Source organism: Geotalea sp. SG265 (assembly GCF_022808985.1).
GTDB lineage: Bacteria > Desulfobacterota > Desulfuromonadia > Geobacterales > Geobacteraceae > Geotalea.
This window is the reverse complement of the sequence record NZ_JAKZFT010000003.1, coordinates 187,476-212,919: the sequence shown is the minus strand read 5'-3', so window position 1 is coordinate 212,919 and position 25,444 is coordinate 187,476. Positions and strand designations below refer to the sequence as shown.

Annotated in this window: 26 protein-coding genes and 1 riboswitch; of the genes, 24 read left to right on the top strand and 2 right to left on the bottom strand. The window is 48.9% G+C overall.

Annotated features, from left to right (window positions below; all coding sequences use genetic code 11):
- The first annotated feature begins 1 nt into the window (after position 1).
- The 23 genes from ML541_RS05265 to ML541_RS05155 all read left to right on the top strand — a co-directional run bounded on the left by ML541_RS05265 (position 2) and on the right by ML541_RS05155 (position 22,951).
- Positions 2 to 496: a prepilin-type N-terminal cleavage/methylation domain-containing protein gene (locus ML541_RS05265; RefSeq protein WP_243371423.1), complete on the top strand. Its 495-nt coding sequence runs from the start codon at positions 2 to 4 to the stop codon at positions 494 to 496.
- Entirely contained in the window at positions 471 to 884 is a 414-nt protein-coding gene (locus ML541_RS05260; protein ID WP_243371422.1) for a type II secretion system protein, read from the top strand. Before ML541_RS05265 ends, ML541_RS05260 begins: the two co-directional genes overlap by 26 nt.
- A 25-nt stretch (positions 885 to 909) precedes the next feature.
- A complete protein-coding gene (locus ML541_RS05255; RefSeq protein WP_243371420.1) occupies positions 910 to 2,103 on the top strand; it encodes a prepilin-type N-terminal cleavage/methylation domain-containing protein in 1,194 nt (397 codons plus the stop codon).
- 15 nt (positions 2,104 to 2,118) lie between these two features.
- Positions 2,119 to 2,739 (top strand): pilus assembly protein PilX, encoded by a 621-nt coding sequence (locus ML541_RS05250; protein ID WP_243371418.1) that lies wholly within the window; start codon positions 2,119 to 2,121, stop codon positions 2,737 to 2,739.
- 166 nt (positions 2,740 to 2,905) lie between these two features.
- A riboswitch (cyclic di-GMP riboswitch) is annotated at positions 2,906 to 2,982 on the top strand.
- Positions 2,983 to 3,139: 157 nt separating this feature from the next.
- Positions 3,140 to 3,340 carry a helix-turn-helix transcriptional regulator gene (locus tag ML541_RS05245; protein WP_243371416.1) on the top strand — a complete coding sequence of 67 codons (201 nt, stop codon included), beginning with the start codon at positions 3,140 to 3,142 and terminating at the stop codon, positions 3,338 to 3,340.
- A gap of 19 nt (positions 3,341 to 3,359) precedes the next feature.
- Positions 3,360 to 4,412 carry a type IV pilus assembly protein PilM gene (pilM, locus tag ML541_RS05240; protein WP_243371414.1) on the top strand — a complete coding sequence of 351 codons (1,053 nt, stop codon included), beginning with the start codon at positions 3,360 to 3,362 and terminating at the stop codon, positions 4,410 to 4,412.
- The gene (locus ML541_RS05235; protein ID WP_243371412.1) at positions 4,409 to 4,984 is read left to right on the top strand and encodes a PilN domain-containing protein; all 576 of its coding nucleotides are present in this window, start codon (positions 4,409 to 4,411) and stop codon (positions 4,982 to 4,984) included. Before pilM ends, ML541_RS05235 begins: the two co-directional genes overlap by 4 nt.
- Positions 4,985 to 5,014: 30 nt before the next feature.
- Positions 5,015 to 5,614 (top strand): type 4a pilus biogenesis protein PilO, encoded by a 600-nt coding sequence (locus ML541_RS05230; protein WP_243371411.1) that lies wholly within the window; start codon positions 5,015 to 5,017, stop codon positions 5,612 to 5,614.
- Positions 5,595 to 6,173 (top strand): pilus assembly protein PilP, encoded by a 579-nt coding sequence (locus ML541_RS05225; protein WP_243371410.1) that lies wholly within the window; start codon positions 5,595 to 5,597, stop codon positions 6,171 to 6,173. The genes ML541_RS05230 and ML541_RS05225 overlap by 20 nt, the downstream gene beginning before the upstream one ends.
- On the top strand, positions 6,170 to 8,899 hold the full coding sequence (locus tag ML541_RS05220) for a type IV pilus secretin PilQ (protein ID WP_243371409.1): 2,730 nt from the start codon (positions 6,170 to 6,172) through the stop codon (positions 8,897 to 8,899). Before ML541_RS05225 ends, ML541_RS05220 begins: the two co-directional genes overlap by 4 nt.
- Before the next feature lie 11 nt (positions 8,900 to 8,910).
- Positions 8,911 to 9,510, top strand: a complete 600-nt coding sequence (locus ML541_RS05215; protein WP_243371408.1) for a hypothetical protein — start codon at positions 8,911 to 8,913, stop codon at positions 9,508 to 9,510.
- Positions 9,511 to 9,567: 57 nt separating this feature from the next.
- Entirely contained in the window at positions 9,568 to 14,187 is a 4,620-nt protein-coding gene (locus ML541_RS05210) for a CFI-box-CTERM domain-containing protein (protein ID WP_243371407.1), read from the top strand.
- A 79-nt stretch (positions 14,188 to 14,266) separates the two neighbouring features.
- Complete coding sequence (locus tag ML541_RS05205) at positions 14,267 to 14,581, top strand: disulfide isomerase DsbC N-terminal domain-containing protein (RefSeq protein WP_243371406.1); 315 nt, start codon at positions 14,267 to 14,269, stop codon at positions 14,579 to 14,581.
- A gap of 22 nt (positions 14,582 to 14,603) precedes the next feature.
- Positions 14,604 to 15,785, top strand: coding sequence for a chorismate synthase (aroC, locus tag ML541_RS05200; protein WP_243371405.1), 1,182 nt, complete (start codon positions 14,604 to 14,606; stop codon positions 15,783 to 15,785).
- 36 nt (positions 15,786 to 15,821) lie between these two features.
- Complete coding sequence (gene aroB / locus ML541_RS05195) at positions 15,822 to 16,904, top strand: 3-dehydroquinate synthase (protein WP_243371630.1); 1,083 nt, start codon at positions 15,822 to 15,824, stop codon at positions 16,902 to 16,904.
- A gap of 2 nt (positions 16,905 to 16,906) precedes the next feature.
- On the top strand, positions 16,907 to 17,857 hold the full coding sequence (locus tag ML541_RS05190; RefSeq protein ID WP_243371403.1) for a tetratricopeptide repeat protein: 951 nt from the start codon (positions 16,907 to 16,909) through the stop codon (positions 17,855 to 17,857).
- On the top strand, positions 17,857 to 18,219 hold the full coding sequence (locus tag ML541_RS05185; protein WP_243371401.1) for a roadblock/LC7 domain-containing protein: 363 nt from the start codon (positions 17,857 to 17,859) through the stop codon (positions 18,217 to 18,219). Before ML541_RS05190 ends, ML541_RS05185 begins: the two co-directional genes overlap by 1 nt.
- 16 nt (positions 18,220 to 18,235) lie before the next feature.
- The gene (gene aroQ / locus ML541_RS05180) at positions 18,236 to 18,670 is read left to right on the top strand and encodes a type II 3-dehydroquinate dehydratase (protein WP_243371399.1); all 435 of its coding nucleotides are present in this window, start codon (positions 18,236 to 18,238) and stop codon (positions 18,668 to 18,670) included.
- A gap of 20 nt (positions 18,671 to 18,690) precedes the next feature.
- Positions 18,691 to 19,758, top strand: coding sequence for a Xaa-Pro peptidase family protein (locus tag ML541_RS05175; RefSeq protein WP_243371397.1), 1,068 nt, complete (start codon positions 18,691 to 18,693; stop codon positions 19,756 to 19,758).
- Between the two features lie 41 nt (positions 19,759 to 19,799).
- On the top strand, positions 19,800 to 20,270 hold the full coding sequence (accB, locus tag ML541_RS05170) for an acetyl-CoA carboxylase biotin carboxyl carrier protein (protein ID WP_243371395.1): 471 nt from the start codon (positions 19,800 to 19,802) through the stop codon (positions 20,268 to 20,270).
- Between the two features lie 50 nt (positions 20,271 to 20,320).
- A complete protein-coding gene (gene accC / locus ML541_RS05165) occupies positions 20,321 to 21,661 on the top strand; it encodes an acetyl-CoA carboxylase biotin carboxylase subunit (protein ID WP_243371393.1) in 1,341 nt (446 codons plus the stop codon).
- 4 nt (positions 21,662 to 21,665) lie between these two features.
- Complete coding sequence (gene gcvH, locus ML541_RS05160; protein WP_243371391.1) at positions 21,666 to 22,052, top strand: glycine cleavage system protein GcvH; 387 nt, start codon at positions 21,666 to 21,668, stop codon at positions 22,050 to 22,052.
- A 74-nt stretch (positions 22,053 to 22,126) separates the two neighbouring features.
- Entirely contained in the window at positions 22,127 to 22,951 is an 825-nt protein-coding gene (locus tag ML541_RS05155; RefSeq protein ID WP_243371389.1) for a menaquinone biosynthesis protein, read from the top strand.
- Between the two features lie 13 nt (positions 22,952 to 22,964).
- On the opposite strand, the gene ML541_RS05150 is transcribed toward ML541_RS05155, so the two are convergent.
- Both ML541_RS05150 and ML541_RS05145 read right to left on the bottom strand, forming a co-directional pair.
- Positions 22,965 to 23,417, bottom strand: coding sequence for an NUDIX hydrolase (locus ML541_RS05150; protein ID WP_243371387.1), 453 nt, complete (start codon positions 23,415 to 23,417; stop codon positions 22,965 to 22,967).
- Positions 23,418 to 23,495: 78 nt separating this feature from the next.
- Positions 23,496 to 23,792: a PxxKW family cysteine-rich protein gene (locus ML541_RS05145; RefSeq protein WP_243371385.1), complete on the bottom strand. Its 297-nt coding sequence runs from the start codon at positions 23,790 to 23,792 to the stop codon at positions 23,496 to 23,498.
- Between the two features lie 224 nt (positions 23,793 to 24,016).
- Here ML541_RS05145 and ML541_RS05140 point away from each other — a divergent pair, with 224 nt between their 5' ends.
- On the top strand, positions 24,017 to 25,435 hold the full coding sequence (locus ML541_RS05140) for a phosphoglucomutase/phosphomannomutase family protein (RefSeq protein WP_243371383.1): 1,419 nt from the start codon (positions 24,017 to 24,019) through the stop codon (positions 25,433 to 25,435).
- Positions 25,436 to 25,444 lie beyond the last annotated feature (9 nt).

The window sequence follows — 25,444 nt, the reverse complement described above, 5'->3', positions numbered from 1 at the left end:
TATGACAAGTCAACGCGGCTTCTCATTGGTGGAACTGGTAGTCGTCATTGCCATAATGGCAACGTTGCTGGCCATTGCAACCCTTAACTGGAGGGAGATGAACCTCAAATCCGGTATTGAAAACCAGATCAAAAAGATACATGCCGACCTTATGGAGGTCCGCCTGCAGGCACTCTATACCAAAACCCCCCGTAGCGTCGTCATCACAGATTATCAATTGAAGATATATGCAACTGATGATACGTCTGTGTCTGTGGCACCAATTAGTGTGAAAGACTTGCCATATAAAATTACATGGAATAATGGTACGCTTCTTACTTTTGATGCCCAGGGGCTTACCAATGGCACCCAGGGTTCACTATGTATTGTCCCAACCGGTGATACGTCTGTCGTCAATTCAGCAGTTGTAGACAGTATTGTTGTTTCACAAGCCAGGCTAAACCTGGGGAAAAGGACAGGAGGGGCTTGCAGTGCTGGCAACATCACTCAACAATGACAATGGTTTCACTCTCATTGAGGTCATGATTGCCATCATCATTATGATGGTAGGACTCTTGGGGTTATTACAGTCCATAAACGTGGCCACGGAATATAACCTGAAGAACCACCTCCGTGACGAAGCAGTCTATGTCGGTGAAAAATATCTGAATGAGCTAAAAGGGAGAGGCTTTGATAATATTCCTTCTTATCTGGTAATCTCTACTGCAAGTAAGATACGTGGCATCAACAAAAAACTTATGGTTGAGACAAACTCATCTGATATTTCAACTGACAGCTACGGAAAACCCCTGACCAAACGGCTTAATGTCATCGTGAGATGGACGTATAAGGGAGTTACTTATGATAACAGACTATCAGCTCCAGTTTCAAAAATCCCAAACTAATCAAGTGGCAGAGTCGAGGTAATACATGCTACGTCTTGATAATCACGGATATACACTGACTGAGCTTATAATAGTCATGGCAATATTTATGACTGTTATAATTATTACCGCAAACGCATTTGAAAAAATAGTGTACCAGTCATCAAATCAATCAAAATCAGCTGAAACCCAGATAGAAGGAATAGTGGGGCTGGAGGTCCTGAGGGCTGACCTGGAACAGGCTGGATTCGGGCTGCCATGGAGTTTTATTCCTGCTATTAATTATACTGAAGCGGATGGAGATAATCTGTTAACTGCCACTATCAGACCCACAGGGAAAAATGCGGGCACATACAATGATGCACCCACCAGTGCACCTCGTGCAATTGTCTCCGATGACTCCACCTTCAACTGGGATGGAAGCGCCGGTTCAAAATACCTGGTTATTAAATCAAGCTTAGCTGCAGCAAATGACACCTGTAGAAAATGGACTACTGTCTCCTTTGACCAATACGGTGCAAGAACGAGAAAGATCTGGGGGAGTGCTGCTCTAGATTTCAATACCACCGATCGCGTAATAATCGTCAAGAACTCTCTAAATACTACGCCTATTACGCGGCAGTTAGTTTCTTCTTCCACTAGCACAGCCGCCTTTTCAGGAACCTTTTCTAATTTTTCATCTCCAGCAAACCCCCAGAACGGTGATACCTTTGAAATCTACGGGATTAATGACAGTAGTGATGCACTTAGCTTTCCTTTCAATCGGGCCGACTATTATGTTGCCAGGCCTTCTTCTGCAATGCCGAAAAGCTGTGCCGATAATACTGGCATACTCTATAAATCTACTGTTATTCAGGGAGGTACTTCGGCAGGAAAACTCGCACCAGGAATGCCGCTCCTAGACTGCGTAGCCGATATGCAGGTAGTGTTTGGTATTGATGCATCAGGGAATGGAATAAATTACGCTGACCCTAATTACCATACCACATCCCTCAGCGGATACGATGCCAACCGTATTCGAACGGAATTAAAGGAGATTCGGGTGTATATTCTGGCACAAGAGGGAAAAAAGGATCGCCTTTACACATATCCATCAGAAACTGTAGAAGTGGGTGAACGATTCGGTGGAGTCCTGCAGGGGAGGGTATTCAACCTGAAGGACCGAATAGGGGCAGATTATAAAAATTATCGATGGAAAGTGTATACCATTGTAATCAGACCGAAAAATCTGCTTCAATAATACGGTGGTGACTGTATGAATATAGTGAGAAATGAAAAAGGTGTTGCTTTAATTACGGCCTTGATGTTCACTCTGATCTGCCTTGGCATGATCATGACACTACTCTATTATGTATTGGCAGGAACGAGAATGTCTGCTGCTCAGAAGCGCTACAGAAATGCGCTTGAGGCTTCCTATGGCGGTACAGACTTTATCACCAAATCTATTATTCCCAGGCTCTTTAATAACTACTCTGCAGGAAAGCTGGCACTGCAGTCAGATTTCGGTACTTCCCTTGGACTTACCTTTGCCCCAAATGACCCCCTTAAGACAAAACTGACAATGGCAACTTCAGCATGGCCTGCTACTATTTCCAAGACCGTGGACCCGAAGGACAGCCCTGATTTGACCTTTAGTCTTGATGGTACTTCTGGAAATAAGTTTAAAGTTTATACGAAGATCATTGATACAGTACCTGGCATCGGTTTGATTGATGCAACCGGCATAGATTATTTAGATGCCGGTATTGGAGTGGCTGGTACAAGCAATAGCACCCAGACCCCGAGAACTCCCAATTTGTATTCCATAGAGGTACAAGGTGAAGCGGCTGTAAATCCCAGGGAAAAGGCTGCTTTGTCCGTGTTGTATGCCTATTAGCGCCATTTGCCGACATAGCATTGACAATAAATGTTATTTGCAGTATCGCAACCTTCTTCGAGATTCCATATCTTCCTGATATTAATATGGTATTTATCTTATGCTCGTAAGGGAACACTTATTGCTGTCTTAAATCCATTTTCCCAGACATAAAAGTTACCAAGATAAACGATAATACTAAACCATTCGCGAGAATGGGGCGGAAAGCCTACAGGGTCTCAAGTAGACAGCCGGGTTGCCGAAATATCATAAAGGCAGCCCGTTTTTTTTATCTCATGACCTACATATTACATAATTATGTATAATTTAGTTTATTTTGTTACAAAAAACATTAATTCATTGACATTCCTTTTCATTGTGCTATTTTCCTTTTAAAATTCGCGGGAATTGGGAAAAGGAAATGCCTGTAAAGAATAATGTCAGAAAAATCCGAGAACAGCGGTTGATGAGCAAGGCTGAACTGGCCAGATTGGCGGGAGTTTCTCCTGTTACCATAGATCGTATAGAACGTGGTGAAGACTGCCGCATGGAAACCAAGAGAAAGATAATATTGGCTTTGGGGTTTTCCTTATCGGACAAAGATAAGGTATTTCAAGAATAACGGTGAGGGTGGACTGACAATGTTTTTTACCCGAAAAAAAGATATCGTCGGCATTGATATTGGTTCCAGTTCAATCAAGCTGATACAGCTTAAATCCCAGAAAGGTACGTATCAGCTGCAGAATGTGGGGCTGGTCCCTCTACCTGCCGAAGCTATTGTCGACAATACGCTCATGGACAGCGCATCAGTGGTTGAAGGGGTTAAAACCTTAATTGACAGTCTCAAGATCACCGCAAAAGAAGCTGCATGTTCAATCTCGGGTAATTCGGTCATTATTCGGAAAATATCCTTGCCGGTAATGCCGACCGAAGAACTGGAAGAGCAGATACATTGGGAGGCAGAACAGTACATTCCTTTCGATATAAATGATGTGAATATTGATTTCCAGATTATAGCTCCTGATGATATCGACTCCTCAAAGATGAATGTGCTTTTAGTGGCAAGCAAAAAAGATATCATCAATGATTATCTGGCCGTTTTCACTGAAGCAGGGTTGAAGCTGACAGTTGTAGATGTTGATTCTTTTGCTGTTCAGAATGCCTTCGAGTTGAATTACAATCCCGATCCCGATGAAGTAATTGCACTGGTCAACATTGGTGCCAGTGTTATGAATATGAATATTGTTAAGGATGGAATTTCGTTGTTCACACGCGACGTCCAGCTTGGCGGTTCTTTATACAACGAAGAGATACAAAAGCATTTTGGTGTTAATAATGAGGAAGCAGAAAGGATCAAAATATCAGAATCAGCAGCTGATAGCGACAGGTTGAAAGACATCCTAGCCCGTGCAAATGACACGCTTGCCATTGAAATGCGGCGGTCACTTGATTTTTACAACTCAACTGCCGGAGAAGGTAAAATCGGCAAAGTATATCTGAGTGGCGGTGGAGCCAAGTCTGCAATGCTACCAGAAACAGTCAGTCAAAAACTGGGAATTCCTGCTGAAATACTTAACCCGTTCTCAAAGGTGCGGTTTGACGAAAAAGAGTTCGATCCAGATTATTTGAAAGAAATAGGTCCTCTTGTAACTGTTGCTATGGGACTGGCTACAAGGAGGCTCGGGGATAAATGATAAAGATTAATTTATTACCAGTCAGAGCAGCCAAAAAGAAGGAAACCACCAGACAGCAAATTTCAATACTTGTCATTACCGTGGTCGGTACAATCGTTGTCTGTATCCTTTTATATTCCATGGCGATTTCCAAAATTTCAACTACCAAGGAAGACATTGCCAAAACAGAACAGGAAATCCAGCAGCTGAAGACAAAAATAGGAGAGATAGACAATATTAAAAAGCTTCAGGCTGAGGTTAAGAAGAAACTGGATATCCTGAGCCGATTGAGAAAAGAGAAAACCGGTCCTGTCAGCAGACTCGCTTTGCTGAGCAATGCCGTGCCCGACAAGTTGTGGCTCACCAAATACACAGAAGCTAACGGTGTCATATCTATCTCCGGCGTCGCTTTCAGCGAAGATGACATCGCTGCTTTCATGAAAAATCTGCAGGCCATTCCCGATTTCTCCAATGTGGAACTCCAGGTTTCGGAGCAGACGGAAATTAACAAAACCAAGGCAAAGAGGTTTGACATAACCTTTAAGCTCACAGCCTTTGCTCCTCCCGAGCCGGATAAATCGGTGAAAAAATAAAGGCAGAGATTGATTCTTCCCGAGGTTTTCATGGACCCCCAAATTGAAAAGCTATTGAAGCTTCCGACCAAGCAAAAGCTTGCGCTTCTATTCCTCATTATCGCCTTGATTGGAGCTGGATTTTTTTTCGGTCTCTATCAGCCGAAACTTAAGGAATTGAAGGGCTTGCAGGCAAATCTTGAGGATTTGCACAAGCAGGCTTCCGATGCTCAGAAGCTTGCGAACAACCTCCCGAAATATAAGCAGGAATATGAACAATTGCAGAACGAATTAAAAGTTGCCTTGACGGAATTGCCCAACCAGAAGGAGATTCCTTCTCTCTTGGCGAGTATATCCAATGCGGGTAAAAGTGCAGGGCTGGAGTTCCTCCTTTTTAAACCGAAACCAGAAGAGCCGAAGGATTTCTACGCTGCCGTCCCTGTGGATATTTCGGTTTCGGGTACTTTTTACAAAGTTGCGGATTTCTTTAAGGCAGTTTCCGCTCTTCCGCGTATAGTAAATATTTCCAATGTGAATTTTGCCGATATAAAAACTGCCAACGGCACCACGACACTCAAAGTCAACTGTCTTGCAACAACATTCCGTTTTCTTGATAAGAAAGAGATAAAGGATGAGAAAAAGCCCAAGTAAACTGATCCTGGCATTTGTACTCGGTCTTCTGATCATTTATGCCGCCAGTGGATGCAAAAAGACGGATGAAGTGCCTTCATCACCTCCTGCTCCTGCGCCTGCTCAGCCCAAAGTTGCGCCAAAACAGAATGCTGCCGTGCAAAAACCTGTTTCCAGCGCAAGAGCGGGACAGGCACCTGTGCCATTTAGTTTTGCCGGTAAAAAAGATCCGTTTAAGCCATTAATTGCCCCCCAGGAGGCGACTGCAGCCAAAACGCCGCTGCCTGTAAAGCGTAAAATTGTCGATGCTCTCCCCATACAGAGCTATGAAGTAAGTAGATTTGTCGTAACTGGCATAATTACAGGATTAAGAGAAAACAAAGCTTTGCTCATTGACCCTGCAGGCAAGGGATATGTCGTTAAAACAGGTATGCTCATTGGTGATAACGGTGGGCGTATTACAAAAATTACCGCCTCCTCCTTGGAAGTGACTGAATCATACGAGGATGGGAAAAAACGAATAAAGAATAGAAAAATAGTACTGCCATTGGCCAAGAAAAGTAAGGAGACCTCCCGATGAAAATGAGTTCATTTCGAATCATTTGCCATGCCCTTATACTTATTTTTTTAATGGCTTTATCTGGCTGTGCCAAGAAAATGGTTGCAGCAAAAGATGTTGAACAATATGAAGCCAACTCTTCTGCTGTCATTCAAGGAATAACCATCAAACAAAATGGATCCCAAGCGGAAATAGTTACCAACAAGCCTTTGACTTATACCTCCTATAAGACGAATGACCCACCTAAGATATTCATCGATCTAGCCCAAACGGAACCAGGACAGATTAAACCTGTAACCTCAGAAACCGGGAGTATCAAGAGCATTCGTGTAACACGTCAGGATTTCGGCAGTGGTTTCCTCAGCAGAGTCGAAATAGATCTGAGACATGATGCAGATTTTTCTGTCAGAACGGATGCAAATGACAAGGGAAAGCTTCACGTTGCGCTTGCTTCAAGACAGGCTGAGGAAAAGAACGCAAAGGCTGAAGAAGACCAGCCGGCTGTTTCTGAACCGGAGAAAACAGCCGGTGCTGCAAAAGCACTTGTGAATGTGGCACCTGATCAAACACCAACTGCTGAAGGTGCTACAGGTGAACCAAAAGAGGATACTGCAAGAAATACTGCTGATACAGAGGGGGACAAAGGGGCTAAGGGCGATGGGAATACTGCAACTCAAGACAAGCCAACTTCCAATGCATTGAAGGTACTGAGTGCCATTAATGTACTTGATGACAGGATAGATTTGACCGTTGCCGGTAGCCCTGTTACATTCACTTCCTTCAAACTCGATAAACCAGGCCGTTTGGTGATGGACCTGTTTGAGATCAAAAATGAAGTGAAGTCCAACCCCATTTCCATAAATAGGTTCGGAATCGCAAAAGCCAGGGTCGGGACCTCTCCCGGTAAAGTGCGGATTGTATTCGATGCGGCCAAGGATAAAGTGCCTGCATATCGCATTGACAAGTCAGACTCCGGGGTGAGCATCATTTTTTCTGAAGTGGCCGGAGAACCGGCAGCTCATAAACAACCGGCTGCATCAGAATCTCCGAAAGTGGCTTCAGAAAACAAAAGGAGTGGAGCTGAAAAGGGTACCGTCGAATCCATCGATTTTAAGCTCATTGACGGCTTCTCACGGGTAGAAATAAAAACAGCAGGTGCCTGCACTGTCGATAAGCCCGCCGAAACCTCGAAAGGAATCCTCCTCAGCTTTAAAAACTGCGAGCTCCCCAGAAAACTCCAACGGACACTGGATACAAAGGCGTTTGCCAGTTCCGTTCTTAGCGTAACGCCCTACCAGGTAAAGGTTGCCGGTGGGATCAATGCCAGAGTGCTGGTTAAGCTTCGGAGCAAGAGTGCCTACTCCGACCGTATGGAAGGGCGTACATATGTCTTCGAAGTGAAAAATCCCATTGTCCCTGCTGTCATATCCGGTCCTGCCAAGGACAAGGCGGCGCCTGCTCCTAAAATAGAGGATGAATTGCTTGCGGCACCCTCAAATGGATCAGGCGCTGCGGAACTTCCCAAATCTGTCGTGACCAAGCAACAACCAAAAAAGATCTATACCGGCAGAAAAGTCACCCTGGAATTTTCCGATGCCGATATCCGCAAGATTTTCCAGCTCATAGCAGAAGTCAGCAACCTTAACTTTCTCATTGCCGACGATGTAACCGGGACCATCAGTATCAAACTTGTAAATGTGCCATGGGATCAGGCTTTGGATGTAATTCTCGATACCAAGGGCCTTGGCATGATCCGGGAAGGGAATATCGTTCAGATTAAGCCGAAGGCAAAGATGCAATCCCAGTCCGACGAAGAACTGGCTGCGAAGAAGGCCCGTGAGCGAGGGATGGAGTTGCGTACTGAGATTTTCGATGTCAATTATGCTGCTGTCGCAGATATTGCAACCCAGTTTGGTACGCTCAAAAGCGAGCGGGGCATTGTAAGTACCGATGTACGAACAAATCGTGTAATCGTCAAGGATATTGCAACTGCCATTGACGATATGCGAATGCTACTCAAAAACCTTGATACGCCGGAAAAGCAGGTAATGATCGAAGCTCGCATTGTCGAGGCGAGTACCTCTTTTGTCCGTGATCTTGGCGTTCAATGGGGAATTCATTACGTAGATGGATCGGCATCCGTTGCCGGCATCAGCAGACTCGATACGGGCTTCGGCGGACAGGTTGTCACGGCGCCTACTTCGGGCACTTCAGGTCCAGGGGCCGCCGTAGGCATGTCATTCGGCAAGCTTGCCAGCAATATCCAACTTGATATGCGTCTTTCAGCGGCTGTTACCGCCGATCAGATCAAGATAATGTCCACACCGCGGGTCGTAACTCTCAACAACAAGCCGGCCAAGATATCTCAAGGTGCGTCCATTCCCTACCAGACCACTTCTGCGGAAGGAACCAAAACTGAATTCGTCGAAGCCGCTTTGACCCTCGAGGTCACGCCGCATATTACTTCAGACGGCAGCATTGGTATGAAAATCAAAGCCTCCAACAATTCCGCCGGTGCCGGTACACCGCCGCCTATCAACAAGAAAGAAGCCACAACGGAACTGCTTGTGAAGAACGGTGAGACCACTGTCATTGGCGGAATCTACGTGGACAGCGACACCGAAAGCGACAAGGGAGTGCCGTTCCTGCAGGATATACCTCTGCTCGGCTGGCTTTTCAAATCGAACACGAAGAATAAGACGAAAAATGAGCTTTTGATCTTTATAACACCTAAGATTGTCAGTTAAGGGGGGGGTAAATGTTTAATAAGGCAATACTGAAGAGTCTCTTGGTTATTTGTTGTTCTGCTGCCTTGACCTCATGCGGGGGGGGGCCGGGTGGTGGGGTAACTGAGTTTAAAACTGTTAGAATTTCACCCTCTCCTAAAATGCTTAATCTGGAAACTGATGTTATCACTGGCAACACGTGCACAACTGGAGGAGTCACAAGCGGGAATGGCACAATTGTGACTGACTCCGTTGATATAGAATTTGCTTCTGATTTATATCCCGGTGTCGCTTCTGGGCTCCCAGTCAGAATTGATAGCTACAGCGTTCGTTTTGAACCTAACCTCAATCCGGGTGCGTCTACTAGCCCCCCTCCTGCTCTCCCAACGATTCCGTATACATCTATTGGACAAGAGATCCCAGCAGGAGGAACCCTTACATATCCGGTCGTAATAGCCCAAGATGCTTTAAAAAGTTACATTCTTAAAAACAATATCATCAATGCATGCGATGGCACCATTTACTCATACTATGCAATTATAACTTTTGAGGGGATTGAAATAGGTACCGGTACAAGGCGTTCGATTGGCCCTGTTTCAATAAATGTTGCTTTTGCCGACAGGGTTAAATAGATACGCGTAACAGTATGTCTTAGCGAATGTTGAAGTAACACCGAGGGAGAAGACTCTATGCGCATTTTTAATAATTTGTCATCTTTATTGCTAGTTCTGTTAGTTGCGGTGATTTGTGGCTGTTCTGGAGGTTCTACCACTTCCCAATCCACTGGGAAGAAATCCACGGCAAAGGTGCTGGATAACGATCAGCAGATCACCACGGATTCCAATGATCAGCAGCAGCCGGCCGTTGCTTTTGACACGATTAATCACAAATACCTGACAGTCTGGACCGACTATCGGAATTCGGATGGCTCTACGGATATTTATGGCAGGATCTCCTCCGGGCAGAGCCTCTACGAAGACGGTCAATTGCGTTTTGATAACACCACAAGCAGTTTGCGTAAGGTCAGCACACCCCCCATGACCCTGGATATAGAATTTGTTATCAGCGATGCTGCAGGGGATCAGCGCCAGCCGAGGGTTGCTTTCTTTCCTGACCCAAAAATCAAAGCTAACAGCAAATACCTGGTCATCTGGAGTGATTCGCGGAATGGCTATAGCCAGATATATGGTCAATTTGTCAATACGGCCGGTCAGCTGATCAAAAAAGATGGTTCTCTGGGTAAAGAAAATTTCCCTATTTCAGATCATGTGGGTACTGTTTTCAATGGTACCATTGCCGTTACAGGGGTTCAAACCATACCTGTCCAAAGAGGTACCGTTTCAGTTGCTGCAGCTTCCGCTGTGGTGACTGGTGCAGGCACGACGTTCGTTACCAGTGGGATTCAACCTGGCGATATATTCTCCATACTGGGTGTTCCATATGGTGTCAAAACTGTCGATTCAGAGACACAAATCACCCTTACCTCAAACTACACCGGCTTCTTGCCTGCTCCAGCACCACAAAGCGGCAGCGGGTTTTCCTATAGTTCGTACCGTTTAGATACCCCTACCGCCACCATTACAGGAACTGGCACTACCTTTATAAGTAGCCAGGTGCAAGCGGGGGACATGATAAATATCGCCGGCGTTTATTATGAAATAAAATCAGTGGATTCTGAAACAAAGCTTACCCTGACCACCACAGCGAACAAAAGCTATACACAAAGTGGCCTCAACTACGAGGTTACTGTCCATAAAGACCAGACTGACCCGGATCTGATCTATAATCCGGTGACAAAAAAATTCAACATTGCCTGGACGGACATTACAGACCTAGACACTAACCACACCGCAGTCCTTGGGGGGGCAGGCTGCAGCAACTCCGTGCTTGTCAATTACATCCCCCTTCCATTTGTCGATAACAATCTTATTAAAACAACCGATGTTGACCCAATGACAGCCGCTGTCGGTGTCCGCAAACCTGTTTCGTCTATTGTCAGTCAAGGATTGACAACTGATTCAGGCTCCTCATTGACACTCGCTTGGTCAGCTCAGCTCAATGAATCAAAGCCAAAGCTTGCCTTCAACTCAAGCACTGGTGAAACCTACCTCGCCTGGAGCGGCATAAATCAAACTGTGACGCTGAAGCTGGATTATACGAAAGACGCTGCGCCAGCAACTACCTGTACTTATAAAAGCCCTACATTTGCACAATCCAAGACAGATGCGGCGCCAAAGATCAAGCTCCGCCGGGATGCCGGACTCGGTCTTGTTAAAGACTACAGCTTTGGCTCCCCCGATGGTACTGAAACTGCAACCTTTGCTGCAACGGCGCCATCACTTGCTGTCAACCCGAACACCAACCGCCTGCTTGTTGCATGGGAAGACAACAATGGCGGACCAGAAACAGGCAAAAATATCCAGGGCCAATTGGTCGATCTGACGAGTTTCACCCTTTACGGCAGTGGCATCAACATATCAAACGCAGTAGGCGACCAGAGTTCACCCGCTACCTCCTATGATAACGTAAACCAACGTTTCCTTGTGGTTTGGGAGGATGCACGAAACCAAAGTGCAAACATCTCCAATATGGATATTTACGGTCAATTCATCGACCCACAAGGGAACTTGAGTGGCGGTAACTCCATTATTACTGTTGCTGCCGCCAACCAGACGAAACCAGCAGTTGTCTTTGGTGATGTATTTTTCAGAAAGTTCCTGGTTGTCTGGGAGGACGGCCACCTGAATAATAATGCTGATATTTTTGCACAGTTGATGGAGTTTTCCACATCACCACAGCTGGTGCTTCTTGATGCTGCAGGATTGCCTATTCTCAATGGGGCTGTGGATTTTGGCAGCGTCGATGTTGCGGCAACAACACCGTATAAAGACATCACCATCAAGCTGCGCAATGATGGCAATGCCTTGCTCACCATCAATAGTATCAGTGAACCTGGTTTACCGTTCTCCATAACAACTTCTACGCCTGTAACCATCAGCCCCGGAACGAGCGCGGATATGACGCTGAGATTCGCCCCCTCCGGTCAGGGTTCATTTTCTGGGTCAGGTGACCCGTCAAATACCTATAAAATTGTGTTCAACTCAAACGGCGGTAATGCTGTTATTTACCTCAGTGGTAGTGCCTTCGGGTTCATTCCTTTGACCGTAGCGACCACATCGCTGCCTGACGGGGCTGCTGGTGCAGTTTACACAGGCGGCATCCTGCGTGGAAGTGGCGGCGATACTCCCTATAGTTCCTGGACCAAAACATCTGGCAACCTCCCTCCAGGCCTGGGTATTTCGACTGCTCCTGACGGCACCGGATTAATCAGCGGTACCATTGCTCCGAGCGCCAATGGACCATATACGTTTACTGTTACGACAACCGACAAAAATGGAGTAGTAAGTGCTACAAAAACACTGACAATCAATGTGACCACAATCAGCATCGATAATCTCTCAACTTTGAGACCATGGACCGTAGGTGTTGCAGGCTATAATGTGGCGTTTACTGCCACAGGTGTTACTGGCACACCGACATGGTCGGTAGTAGATTTCAATGGCAATGCGACAACTCCCCCCCAAGGTTTAACGTTAAATGCGACTACAGGAGTGCTCTCTGGCACTCCCACTTCCGCTGGCAACAATACTTTTATAATCAAGATAGTCGACGGTCTGCAGACAGCTACGAAACAAGTGACAATTCCTGTCAATTCAGCACTATCTATTTCTACTACCAGTGTTGCAGATACTGTCGTAAACGGAGATTATACCCAAGCGATGGCTGCTACAGGCGGAACACAGCCGTTGACTTGGTCGGTAGTTGCCGGGCAGCTGCCTCCAGGTTTTAATCCAATTAATCCAAGCACTGGTGTGATTAGCGGCAAAGCAACAAGCTCAGGCAAATTCACTTTTACTGTTCGGGTTACAGATAATATCGGCGCCAGTACTACCCAGAACTTCTCTATCAATGTCAATGATGCCTTGAGCATTGCGACTGCTTCGGGTCAGCTTCCCAACGATGCTACAGTGGGTACACAATTCACTACTTCATTAGCAGCGACAGGTGGAAGCGGATTCTACGAATGGTCTGTTGTTGGCGGTTCTTTGCCTGCAGGTTTGTCGCTGAGCCCGTTTACAGGGATGATCTTTGGCACACCTGCCACACCTGGCCCTTATGTTTTTTCTGTCAGTGTCAAGGACACACTTTACCTGAACACTGCTGCCAAAACATTCATTCTTACGGTGGTGGATCCAACAATCATAAATCCTACTACCTTATATTACCGAAACCTGGCTGCAGCGACGATATCTTCGCTTTCATTTGGCAATGTTTTCGTAGGAGCAACTGATAAACAGACTATTTCGCTTGTGAATAGCACGTCGCGAACTATTACCATCACCTCTGTCTCCTCCAGCAACGGCTCATTTTTCACCAATCTTCCTGCTGTTTTTGATGTTGCTGCAAGTGGAAACAAATCGTTTGATGTGTCCTTTATTCCAAGCAGTTTAAAATCAACCTCTGGTGATCTGACTCTGACCGATTCAAATGGCGCACAATATAAGCTTGCACTCTCCGGAACTGGATCGCCAATGAAGGTAGAGACTTCTACAGCCAATGCCTTAATTGGTACCATGACTCCTTTGTCAAGTTCGGAATACCCTACTGCCAATAAACCAGCTGATCTGACCGTTACCGCTGCAGGAGAGTTCACCATTACCGGAGTTGCAACAGCAACCGTAAAGCTGACATTCGACAGCAGTGTCTTTCCAGCTGCCCCTGTTTTCTACTCTATAGACAATAATGGTAAGTGGAATCCCATTACCGGTACCGTTTCAGGCAATACCTTTACCTTTTCTCTGCCGGATAACGACGCGTTACTGGATAAGGATACTTCAGCGTTATCCATACGGAGTATGGTTGCCATTGGCACCACCGATACTACCGGCAACAGTGCTGGCGGAACAGGTGCAACCACAGCTCCTCCCAGCTCTGGCGGTAAGAGCGGCTGCTTCATCGCTACTGCCGCTTATGGCAGCTACCTGGATCCAAACGTTGTTGTGCTGCGTAAATTCAGGGATAACGTCCTGCTGAAAAGCTCCCTTGGCACCGCGTTTGTCAAATTCTATTATACGGTCAGTCCTCCAATCGCCGATTTCATCCGCGAGCATGAAGTGCTGCGTACCATTACACGCTTAATGCTGACGCCGCTCATCTATGGGGTCAAATATTTCGGGACTGCTCTTGTTTGGACCTTTGCTTCTGCGGCACTATTTATGACCCGCAGACGCATGAGAAAGAACATCTGATGAAACTGATGTAGTACAGCACCTTGAAATGGGGCACGGATGGCTGTGCCCCATTTTGATTTTACAGGAGGAGCTTTCAATGTCTCAGAAGTCTATCTTTGTCTTTTTTCTCTTTTGTGTACTGCTTATGTCAGGGTGCAGTTCTGCACCATCGAAAGATGTTGCCGCCGCTGCCTTGAAAAAAATATTACCCATGTCCTTTTCCATTGAGGGAGTGCATCCGGTCAAAGGCATATCAGTGTTAAGCGAGGTAATTGTTGTTGCCAACAAGCAGCCGATGGTGTTTTATATGGACAAAAAAGGTGCATATGTAATTTCAGGCAACATTGTGGAAGCTGAAACGAAAAAGAATCTCACCATCGAGGCGCTGCAAAAGCATCAACAGTTAAAGTAAATAAAGACAGTAAAGGATTGTTATGTTCCGCTATCTTACCGCAGGTGAATCCCACGGTCCCCAATTGACTGCCATAGTCGAGGGGCTGCCTGCCGGACTTCCCCTTTCAGAAGAATCGATCAATATTGACCTTGCCCGCCGCCAGGGGGGGTATGGCCGTGGCGGCAGGATGGCTATCGAAAAGGACCAGGTGGAAATTCTTTCCGGGGTCCGCTGGGGCAAAACCATTGGCTCTCCCGTCACCCTTTGTGTAAAGAATAAGGACTGGGCCAACTGGCACGAGAAGATGTCCCCCCATGAGCGGTTCAGGGATGACAGTATTGCCGTTACCCGCTCCCGTCCCGGTCATGCCGATCTGCCCGGGGCTATGAAGTACGACCATCGTGACGTCAGGAATATCCTGGAGCGTTCAAGCGCACGTGAGACAGCCGTTCGTGTGGCTGTCGGTTCGGTCGCCAAGGCCCTTCTGCAGCAGTTTGAGATTGATGTATGCGGTTATGTGGCCGAGTTGGGGGGGATCAGGGCTCGGCGATCCGAACTTCCCCTTGCCGATCTGCGTGAAGTGGTGGCAAACTCCGATCTGTACACCAGCGACCGTGCTGTAGAAGATGAGATGAAAAAGCTCATAGACGAAGTAAAAGCCGCAGGCGATACTGTCGGCGGGGTGGTGGAGGTTATCGCCTCAGGAGTTCCTGCCGGACTGGGGAGCCATGTGCAGTGGGACAGGAAGCTGGACGCTCGGATTGCCATGGCCATGATGAGCATTCAGGCCTTCAAGGGGGTTGAACTGGGCCTTGGTTTCGAGGCTGCTGCCCGGAAAGGTTCCAACGTTCATGACGAGATTTTTTACGACAAAGCTCGAAGTACACAAAGGAATATGACCGGCTTTTACCGCTTGACCAACAATGCAGGGGGAATCGAAGGGGGGATCACCAACGGTGAAGATATTCTGGTACGAGCTGCAATGAAGCCTATTCCCACTCTGTACAAGCCCCTAAGGTCTGTGGACATTGTCAGCAAGGAAGCCTTTGAAGCCACTGTGGAGCGGTCTGATGTCTGTGCCGTTCCTGCAGCATCGGTGGTTGCAGAATCCGTATTGGCCATTGAACTTGCAGACGCCTTTATGGTAAAGTTCGGCGGTGATGCCATAGGGGAAATGCAACGCAATTATGCGGGTTATCTGGAATATCTGAAAAACTTCTGAGTCATTTTTATTATGAATAAAAAAACCTCTTCCGACATGGATGCCATTCAGGTGGGGCTTGGGGAACGCAGCTACCCTATATATATTGCAAGCCATACCCTAAATCGGCTCGGCTCCATATGTCTTGAGCACAAGCTAGGCCGTAAAGCGGCGGTGGTGACCAATCCGACCATTGGTGCCCATTATCTCCAGCCAGTCGAAGAATCACTTGTTTCAGCAGGCTTTTCCGTCTGCCGGATTGAAATCCCCGATGGCGAAATCTATAAAAACAGCGAGACCCTTAACTTCATATACGACAAGCTTATCGACGGCGGTTTGGATCGCGGCTCCTTTATCGTAGCTCTGGGGGGGGGAGTGATCGGCGACATGGCCGGATACGCAGCTGCCACGTACCTACGCGGCATACCGTTTGTACAGGTACCGACCACCCTGCTCGCCCAGGTGGACAGCAGTGTGGGTGGGAAGACCGGCATCAATCATCCCCTGGGTAAAAACCTGATCGGTGCCTTCTATCAGCCGAAGCTTGTGCTCATGGACCTCACCGTACTGGACACCTTATCTGACCGACAATATATCAGCGGTCTAGCCGAAATGGCCAAATACGGTATCGTGCTCGATGCACAGTTTTTCCATTTCATGGAGGCCAATGCTGATAAATTGCTTCATCGGGATAAGGCTTGTCTGCAGCAGGCCACGAAAACCGCCTGTCTGCTCAAGGCATCGGTTGTCGAACGTGACGAAAGGGAAGGTGGGCTGCGGGCAGTGCTTAACTACGGGCATACCATCGGCCATGCGGTTGAGACGCTCACTGACTATCGGCAGTTCCTTCATGGGGAAGCCGTTGCCATCGGTATGGCTCAGGCGGCCCAAATTTCCGAGGAAATGGGATTTTCTTCTCCTGAATGCACGAAAAGCATCTGCTGTTTGTTGGCCGCGTTGCAGCTGCCGACGAACCTTCCTCCCTTTAAAACCGATCAGTATCTGGCAGCCATCTTCCATGACAAGAAGATGAAGGATGGGGGGCTCAGTTTTGTGTTCAACAAGGATATTGGTAACTTTGCCATAGATAAGGTCAAAGATGTGAGCCGATTACTGAAAGTATGTGGAGTAGGGGACTGACCATGGATCAGGAAACGCTTTCCTTCTGGGCTGACATCGGCAAATACGAAGAAACCCTCGCTAAAGATCCCAGCTCATTCTGCTTCGCACCGCTGGCAGACCTCTACCGGAAACTCGGCATGATTGACGAGGCTATTGCCGTCGCCAAGAAAGGATGCGACAGGCATCCGGGCTATGTGGGCGGATTTATGGCCCTTGGGCGCGCCTATTATGAAAAGGGGATGAAAGAAGAGAGCAGGGCAGCCCTGGAAAAAGTCATTGCTGCTACACCGGAAAATCACCTGGCACAAAAACTTTTGAGTCAGCTTTATTTGGAGACAGGAGACAAGCCTGCGGCTGAACAGTCCCTGCAGATAGTGCTGTCGGCCAATCCCGATGATAAGGAAAGCAGGTATCTGCTCGATGCGCTCCGATCGGGCAATGATTCACCTGCAAGTGTTGCCGCTGAGTCGTCTGCAGGCATCCCCCTGCAAGTGGATGCAGATGGTGTGCAGGGGACTGCCTTGGAATACGAATTGTCCCTTGATGAGGCAGAGGTTATAGAGGATCTTACCGATGAAATTGTCGATCTTCACGAAGAGCACGATGCCCAGGGATTAAGCCTCTCTACCGGTATGGACAGCGATCCGGACCGGAAAGATCCTCTCAAGACCGCTACTCTTGCCGAGCTGTATGTATCGCAAGGTTTCCTCTCTTCCGCACTCTCCATTTACCAGGAGCTGCTCAAGAATGATCCCGACAACAAAGACTATGAAAGGCGGTTGTCGCAAATCCGGCAATCCATCGTTCTCCAGGAGCAAGAGGAGCAAGGAGTCGTTGAAGATTTGCCTGCAGGACTGGGGGAACAGCCTCCCGTCGCTGTTTTTGCACAGCAGGTGGAAGCAGGTTCTGGCGGTTCTGCTCCCCTGGTCGCCTTGGAAAAATGGCTTGAAAACATCCAGAGGAGGCGTTGATGCCATTCAAGGATATCTTGCAGACGGTGGTTGACAATGTTGATGGGGCCGTTGGCGCTGTCGTCATGGGCTACGACGGCATCGCCATAGACGATTTTATCAAAACGGAAAACTCTTTCGACCTGCAGCTATTGACAGCAGAATATGCGGCGGTGCTCAAGGAGGTCAAGGGAACGGCCGAAGTCCTGAAATCGGGCCTGCTCCAGGAAGTAGCCATAAGCACGGAGCGTTCGACGGCCGTTGCCCGGGTCATAAACGAGGATTACTTCGTCCTTCTGGTTATTGCCATGGGGGGCAACTTCGGCAAAGGGCGCTTCTACCTTCGCCGTGAAGCACCAAAACTTGCCGAAGCTCTGCAGTAAGAATCTTGGAGAAATCATGAAAATACTCGTTCTGCATGGGCCAAATCTTAATATGCTTGGTGTCAGGGAGCCGGAAATATACGGCAGCCTGACCCTTAATGATATAAATGACTCGCTGAACAGGCTTGCCGGTGAATTGGGCATCGAAATCGAGTGCTTCCAATCGAATTCCGAAGGGGAGCTTGTTGACCGGATACAGGCCGCCGTCAGCAGATTCGACGGCGTTCTCATAAATCCTGCCGCCTACACCCATACCAGCGTCGCCATTCGTGACGCCATTGCTGCAACGGCACTCCCCGCTGTTGAGGTGCACCTGTCGAACATTCACAGCCGGGAGAAATTCAGAACAAAAAGCTATATAGCGCCAGTGGCCGCTGGGCAGATATGCGGATTCGGCGCTGATAGCTACCTGCTTGGGCTCCGCGCCATTTTTAATCACATTAAAAAATAGATTGTCATACGGGTTTGATTATGCTAAAAGACAGAATCTTTTCAGCCCGAAGGCATCTGCAGCGTTTAGATGCTGATTTTATTATCTTTTTCGGCCTGAGTACCATCAGGTATCTGACCGGTTTCACCGGCAGTTCGGGGCTGCTGGTTCTTGGCATCGAAGAAGCATGGTTCCTTACCGACTCCCGCTACACGACTCAAGCTTCCATAGAAACCAGCGGCTGTACCGTCATCGAGTATCGCAGTCAGATCGGCAGTATTGCCGAACTTGTCAAGGGCAGCAATGCCCGACGAGTCGCCTTCGATGCTGAGCACACCACGGTGGCACTCTATAACGAACTTGGCAAGGCATTGCCGGATGTGCAGCTTGTTCCTGCAGGCAAAGAACTCGACGGCCTGCGCGCAGTCAAAGATGCAGAGGAGATAGGCATCCTGACAGCAGGCGCAGCGATTGCATCCAATGCACTGCTGGGAATACTGGACCTGATCAAACCGGGCGCAACCGAACACGAGATCGCTCTGGCCCTCGAATTCGCCATGAAGCAGGCGGGTGCCGAAGAAAAAGCTTTCGATTTCATAGTTGCCTCCGGTCCCAGGGGGGCGCTACCCCACGGTAAGGCAAGCAGCAAGGTTCTTGCTGCAGGTGAGCTGGTCACCATAGATTTCGGAGCCGTCTATCAGGGGTATTTTTCCGATGAGACAGTTACCCTTGCGGTCGGAACTCCCGATGCCCGTCAGCAACAGATCTATGCAATAGTCAAGGAGGCCCATGATCTGGCTCTGGCTGCTGTTCGTCCGGGTGCGACCTTCAGCGCTCTCGATGCCATGGCCCGGGATCACATTGCCAAGGAGGGTTACGGCAGCTACTTCGGCCATGGTTTGGGACACGGAGTTGGCCTTGAAGTCCATGAGCCACCGACGGTTTCTTTTCGCAATGACGGTGTGGTGGAAGAAGGGATGGTTTTTACCATCGAGCCGGGGATATATATTCCCGAGTGGGGCGGTGTCAGAATAGAGGACACCATTGTCGTTACCGCCGATGGGTGTGATGTTCTGACCAAGGTGCCAAAGGCGCTGCAGGTTTTATAAGTGGGGTATCCCCAGATCAAAGGCAAAGGAGAAGAGGGCAAATGGATATAAAGGATTTGAAAGTACTCGTCAAAATGGTGACGGAAACTGACATTACTGAATTCGAGCTGGAAAATGCAGACGAAAAAATCAGGATAAAGCGTGGAACGGCCCCTGAGGTAATTCACTACCAGCAACCGCCGGTTGCACCGGTCCAGTTCCCGTCCGTTCAGCAAGCAGCTCCAGCAGCGCCCGCAGAGGCGTCATCAGCGCCAGCTCCTGTTGCAGAGAAAGGGCAGAAGATAGTCTCTCCCATAGTCGGCACCTTTTATCGCGCACCGGCTCCCGATGCCGCTCCCTACGTGGAAGTGGGGCAGGTTGTCGAGAAAGGCCAGGTCCTGTGCATAGTTGAGGCAATGAAGCTCATGAATGAGATCGAGGCGGAGTTTCGCTGCAAGATTGTCAAGATCTGCAAGGAAAACGCACAGCCCGTTGAGTTCGGAGAGTGCCTCTTCATCGTGGAACCCTTGTAATTACGGAACAATCCAATTCGTCAAATGCCAATAATAATGGAGATTCTTTGATGTTCCACAAAGTGCTCATCGCCAACCGCGGCGAAATCGCCCTCCGTATCATCAGGGCCTGCAAAGAGTTGGGGATCAAGACAGTTGCCGTTTTTTCCACTGCCGATAGCGAATCTCTGCATGTGAAGCTTGCCGATGAAAGTGTCTGCATCGGGCCGGCTCCCAGCATCCAGAGTTACCTCAATATAAATGCCATCATCAGTGCTGCCGAGTTGACCGATGCGGAAGCTATTCATCCGGGGTATGGATTCCTTTCGGAGAATGCGGCCTTTGCTGAAATTTGCGAAAAATGTGGCATAACCTTCATCGGCCCTTCTTCGGAGAGCATGCGCCTCATGGGGGACAAGATCAGTGCCCGCCAGGCAGTCATCAAGGAGGGGGTGCCCATACTCCCCGGCACCAAAGAAGGGGTGAACGATGTCAACGAGGCGGTCAAAATCGCCAAGAATATCGGTTTCCCGGTAATCATCAAGGCTACTGCCGGAGGGGGTGGCAGGGGGATGAAGATCGTTCATTCTCCGGCAGCTTTGCCCAACGCATTTGCCACGGCACGGGCAGAGGCCCAGGCAGGCTTCGGCAACCCAGAAGTCTATATCGAAAAATACTGCGAAAATCCGCGCCATGTGGAAATTCAGATATTGGCCGACAAGCACGGCAACGTCATCCATCTGGGGGAGCGTGACTGCTCCATCCAGCGCCGGCACCAGAAGATCATCGAAGAGGCTCCCTCCACCGTCAGCACCCCGGAGTTGAGGAAGGCCATGGGGGATGCAGCGGTCCGGGCGGCAAAGGCGGTCGGCTACAACAGCGTCGGCACCATGGAGTTTCTGGTCGACAAGAATAACGATTTCTATTTCATGGAGATGAATACCCGAGTTCAGGTGGAGCATCCGGTCACGGAATTGGTGACCGGTGTCGATATCGTCCGCGAACAGATCCGCTCTGCTGCCGGCCATAAGCTCCGTTACAAACAGAGTGATATCAAGATCAACGGCCATGCCATCGAGTGCAGGATCAATGCGGAAGACCCGGTCAGATTTACCCCCTGCCCCGGCAAGATCACCTCGTATCACACCCCGGGCGGGCTCGGTGTGCGTGTGGACTCCTTTGTCTACGACCATTATTCAGTGCTGCCACACTACGATTCGCTGATTGCGAAGCTCATCGTTCATGCAGAGACCAGGGAAGACGCCATCAGGCGTATGGCACGGGCTCTGGATGAATACATTATCGAAGGTATCAAAACCACTATTCCTTTCCATAAGCGCATCATGGCCAACAAGGACTTCATCGAAGGAAACATCGATACGGGATTTATCGAGAAGATGGTTCTGGAGTGATTAAATGGACTGCCCTGAAGAACTGAAATACAGCAAGGAACACCTCTGGGTCCGAGTAGAAGGGAACCGGGGCATCATCGGCATTACCGATTATGCCCAGCAGGAACTCGGCTCCATCACAGTGGTTGATCTTCCCGATGTGGGCGACGAGCTGGAACAGGACGACTCATTCGGTTCGGTGGAAGCGAGAAAAACTGTCGCCGAACTTTATGCGCCGGTAAGCGGCACGGTCAAGGAAGTTAATGGCGAGCTTCGTGATACGCCGGAGATCATCAACGACGATCCCTATGACAGTGGCTGGCTCGTCGTTGTCGATATGGCAGATCCGGAAGAGCTCAATCTGCTGATGTCGGCGGATGTCTATGAGGATCATCTGGCAGATAATCCCTAAACTGTACATACCTGGATAACTTTTGGAGGTGAGACGCTTTGTCTCACCTTTTTATTTTTATGCAAGAGGTCGCGATGGAAATAAGAATCGGGGAAATAGAATATGCCAACTGTACGCCTATTTTTACGGCATTGAAAAAGAATTTCGACTGTAGTGGCTATCGCTTTGTCAGGGAGGTGCCTTCTGCACTCAATGCCATGCTTTCCAACGGCGAAGTGGATATCAGCCCGTCATCGTCCATAGAATACGGAAAATCCTTCGAGAAATATTGCCTTATGCCGCAGATATCCATCAGTTCCATCGGTCCGGTCAAAAGCGTCTTTCTCTTTTCCCGGATTCCCATCGAAAATCTGCACAACAAGACCATCGGGCTGACAACGGAATCCGATACCTCTGTCAATCTCCTGAAGATAATACTGAAGAAGAAATATGGCTATGAGAACGAATTCCAAAGAACGCCGCTGCCGTTGAAGGAGGCGCTGCAATCCCATGAGGGACTACTTCTTATTGGCGATGCCGCGCTGAAGGCCTCCCTGGCGAAACATAATTTCCATGTTTATGATCTTGGGCAACAGTGGTATGAATTTACCGGCCTGCCGTTTGTCTTTGCATTATGGATTGTCAGGCGTGATGCCGCTGCTTCGAAGCATGAAGCCATGGCGGTTCTTCGGGATAATCTGCTGAAGGCGAAAAAACTGGCTTACGATTCCTATGCATCGATTGCCCTGCATAGCAGGGAGCGGGAATGGATGAGCGCGTCCGCGTTGGTTGATTACTGGAAGACCATCTCCTATGATCTGACGGCCGAGCATCTCAAGGGATTGGAAACCTTTTACCGCCACGCGGCAGAGATGGGGCTGATTCCGAAGCAGCCGGAGATCGCCCTTTTTTCATGGTAGGTCCTGTTTCCGTTCAGATCCTGCCCTCAGCCTTCATGCGGCGATAATCATCGAGAATCTTCCGGTGATCGAAGCATAAGTGATCGGGGAGGGCATCCAAGGGAAATACTGCCAACGATGCCGCATCATCGGCCGCCTTTGGAATCCCCTGGCCGATTGCAGCATAAACTGTAGAAATGGTATGGGCACGTCTGTCCCTTCCCGGGTCGGAATAGCATCCAACCAGCCGCAGGTTACGGATCTGCAAAGAGGTTTCTTCCTGCGCCTCCCTCATTGCGGCGTCTTCCAATGACTCACCATAATCCACAAACCCACCGGGAATGGCCCATCCGAAAGGCTCGTTTTTTCGCTCGATGAGGATGATGCCGTTGTCGGTCTCGATGATGATGTCTACGGTAGGTAAGGGATTGCGGTACGACCTGACATTTTCACCGCATTTGGGACAGCTGAGGTAGTCAAAAGCCACGGCGATTCCTCCTTTACAGAGAAATAAAAAAAGGGAGGATGAACTCCTCCCTTCTTCGTACTCTTTCCTGCGGCGGTATTACTTCTTCTTGCCGCCACCGCCGGAGGCTTTCTTGGAAGCCTTGAGCGGGTTGACCTTGGTTTCTTCGCTCTTTATCTCGACCTTCACATGGGTGGCAAAGTTGCACAACCCGGCCGACCATTTCTTTTCGGGGGCGGGGTATGCGCTGCAAACCTTGCCAATGCTGCTTTCAACGATCCTTTCACAGCCCTCACAATTCTCGACCACAACCTGGCAAGAGCCTTCGGCGAATACACAACCCTGTTTCCCCCAAAAGGTGCATTCGGCACCGGGAAGTACTGTTTGACACTGCATGGATATTCCTCCTGTTTCTTTTGCTTCGTAATCGTTCAGCAATATTCACTCTAACAATTTTAAAAGAATAATGTCAACAGGAAAATCCCCTGTAAAAGACTGTTCTCCTTGACTCTGCAAAGCCTATATATTACCCTTGTTGAGGATTTGTTGCGGTTAATTTCTGAGGTATGGAACGTCTGGATGGAAGCAATGTAATTTAATTTTATCCAAGGAGAATTGTTATGCAACGTATCAGTTTCGGTACCTCTGGTTGGCGCGGAATCGTCTGCGAAGACTTCATCTTTGAAAATGTCAAAGTGGTGACCCAGGCCATTGCCGATAACGTCATTGCCGCGGGGGAGAAGGAGAAGGGGGTGATCGTCGGCTACGATTCACGTTTCATGGGTGAGCGGTTTGCTGACCAAGCCGCCCGCGTGCTTACCGGTGCAGGCATTAAAACCTTTCTTTGCGCCAGGGATACGCCGACGCCGGTCATCGCCTTCGAAATATTGCGGCGCAAGACTGCCGGCGCCATCAACTTCACCGCCAGCCATAATCCTCCCGAGTACAACGGTATAAAGTTTTCTCCTTCCTGGGGAGGCCCGGCCCTGCCCGAAACGACCCGCGACATCGAGCGCCGTGCCAATGAAATGCTGGGGGAGGTCTGCTACAAGGAGTGCGATCCGGACGATGCCAGGCGTTGCGCTATGCTGGTGGATATGGATCCTCGGGACAGCTATCTTGACGATTTGGCGACCAAGGTTGATTTTGCTGCCATTGCCCGGCTGGGTAAGGTGGCGGTAAATCCCCTCTATGGCACCGGGCGCGGCTATCTGGCTGAACCGCTGCGTGCCCATGGTGTGGATGTTGCGGTCATCAACGAGCACCGCGATCCCTATTTCGGCGGGTTTCCACCGGAACCGTCGGAAAAATACATCCAGGATTTCATACGCCTGGTCAAGGACGACCCTACAATCAAGCTCGGTATCGCCACCGACGGAGATGCGGACCGCTTCGGTATCGTCGATGTGGATGGAACATTCATCGAACCCAACTACATCATCGCGCTGCTCCTGGACTACCTGGTTCGGGTCAAGGGGCTCAAGGGAGGCGTAGCGAGAAGTGTCGCCACCTCCCATCTCATTGATGCAGTGGCGGCCAAACATGGCATCGAAGTTTTCGAGACGCCGGTCGGTTTCAAATATATCGGCGAGCTGATCAGCAAGGACAAGATCATCATCGGCGGGGAAGAAAGTGCCGGTTTAACCATCAAGGGGCATGTCCCAGAAAAGGACGGAATTCTGGCCTGCCTGCTGGTGGCGGAAATGGTTGCCCGCGAGGGACAACCGGTGCGCGCGTTGCTCGAAAGGCTCTACGGGCAGGTGGGACGATTTGTCACCAAACGTGAGAACATCACTCTTGCACCGGAAATCGAAGCGGTCTTTGCCGATAAACTGAAGGCTACCCCTGCCGTGATAGCTGGAGTGAAGCTGAAAGATACCGTAACCATCGACGGTACAAAATTCCTGCTGGAAGACGGCAGCTGGCTACTCTTCCGCAAGTCGGGAACTGAGCCGGTGGTGCGGCTTTATGCCGAAGCGGCATCAGACGCGCGGCTCCAGGAACTATTGGCCGCCGGCAGAAAATTAATACTTGAGTAAATTGGTAAT

Bases quoted from the DNA above. Each gene is read 5' to 3' on its own strand.
- ML541_RS05250 (WP_243371418.1), top strand. From the start codon at position 2,119: ATGAATATAGTGAGAAATGAAAAAGGTGTTGCTTTAATTACGGCCTTG.
- ML541_RS05205 (WP_243371406.1), top strand. From the start codon at position 14,267: ATGTCTCAGAAGTCTATCTTTGTCTTTTTTCTCTTTTGTGTACTGCTT.
- ML541_RS05245 (WP_243371416.1), top strand. From the start codon at position 3,140: ATGCCTGTAAAGAATAATGTCAGAAAAATCCGAGAACAGCGGTTGATG.
- accB (WP_243371395.1), top strand. From the start codon at position 19,800: ATGGATATAAAGGATTTGAAAGTACTCGTCAAAATGGTGACGGAAACT.
- accC (WP_243371393.1), top strand. From the start codon at position 20,321: ATGTTCCACAAAGTGCTCATCGCCAACCGCGGCGAAATCGCCCTCCGT.
- ML541_RS05225 (WP_243371410.1), top strand. From the start codon at position 5,595: ATGAGAAAAAGCCCAAGTAAACTGATCCTGGCATTTGTACTCGGTCTT.
- ML541_RS05145 (WP_243371385.1), bottom strand. From the start codon at position 23,792: ATGCAGTGTCAAACAGTACTTCCCGGTGCCGAATGCACCTTTTGGGGG.
- aroQ (WP_243371399.1), top strand. From the start codon at position 18,236: ATGAAAATACTCGTTCTGCATGGGCCAAATCTTAATATGCTTGGTGTC.
- ML541_RS05235 (WP_243371412.1), top strand. From the start codon at position 4,409: ATGATAAAGATTAATTTATTACCAGTCAGAGCAGCCAAAAAGAAGGAA.
- ML541_RS05140 (WP_243371383.1), top strand. From the start codon at position 24,017: ATGCAACGTATCAGTTTCGGTACCTCTGGTTGGCGCGGAATCGTCTGC.
- ML541_RS05215 (WP_243371408.1), top strand. From the start codon at position 8,911: ATGTTTAATAAGGCAATACTGAAGAGTCTCTTGGTTATTTGTTGTTCT.
- ML541_RS05185 (WP_243371401.1), top strand. From the start codon at position 17,857: ATGCCATTCAAGGATATCTTGCAGACGGTGGTTGACAATGTTGATGGG.
- ML541_RS05175 (WP_243371397.1), top strand. From the start codon at position 18,691: ATGCTAAAAGACAGAATCTTTTCAGCCCGAAGGCATCTGCAGCGTTTA.
- aroB (WP_243371630.1), top strand. From the start codon at position 15,822: ATGGATGCCATTCAGGTGGGGCTTGGGGAACGCAGCTACCCTATATAT.
- ML541_RS05255 (WP_243371420.1), top strand. From the start codon at position 910: ATGCTACGTCTTGATAATCACGGATATACACTGACTGAGCTTATAATA.
- pilM (WP_243371414.1), top strand. From the start codon at position 3,360: ATGTTTTTTACCCGAAAAAAAGATATCGTCGGCATTGATATTGGTTCC.
- gcvH (WP_243371391.1), top strand. From the start codon at position 21,666: ATGGACTGCCCTGAAGAACTGAAATACAGCAAGGAACACCTCTGGGTC.
- aroC (WP_243371405.1), top strand. From the start codon at position 14,604: ATGTTCCGCTATCTTACCGCAGGTGAATCCCACGGTCCCCAATTGACT.
- ML541_RS05220 (WP_243371409.1), top strand. From the start codon at position 6,170: ATGAAAATGAGTTCATTTCGAATCATTTGCCATGCCCTTATACTTATT.
- ML541_RS05210 (WP_243371407.1), top strand. From the start codon at position 9,568: ATGCGCATTTTTAATAATTTGTCATCTTTATTGCTAGTTCTGTTAGTT.
- ML541_RS05265 (WP_243371423.1), top strand. From the start codon at position 2: ATGACAAGTCAACGCGGCTTCTCATTGGTGGAACTGGTAGTCGTCATT.
- ML541_RS05190 (WP_243371403.1), top strand. From the start codon at position 16,907: ATGGATCAGGAAACGCTTTCCTTCTGGGCTGACATCGGCAAATACGAA.
- ML541_RS05155 (WP_243371389.1), top strand. From the start codon at position 22,127: ATGGAAATAAGAATCGGGGAAATAGAATATGCCAACTGTACGCCTATT.
- ML541_RS05230 (WP_243371411.1), top strand. From the start codon at position 5,015: ATGGACCCCCAAATTGAAAAGCTATTGAAGCTTCCGACCAAGCAAAAG.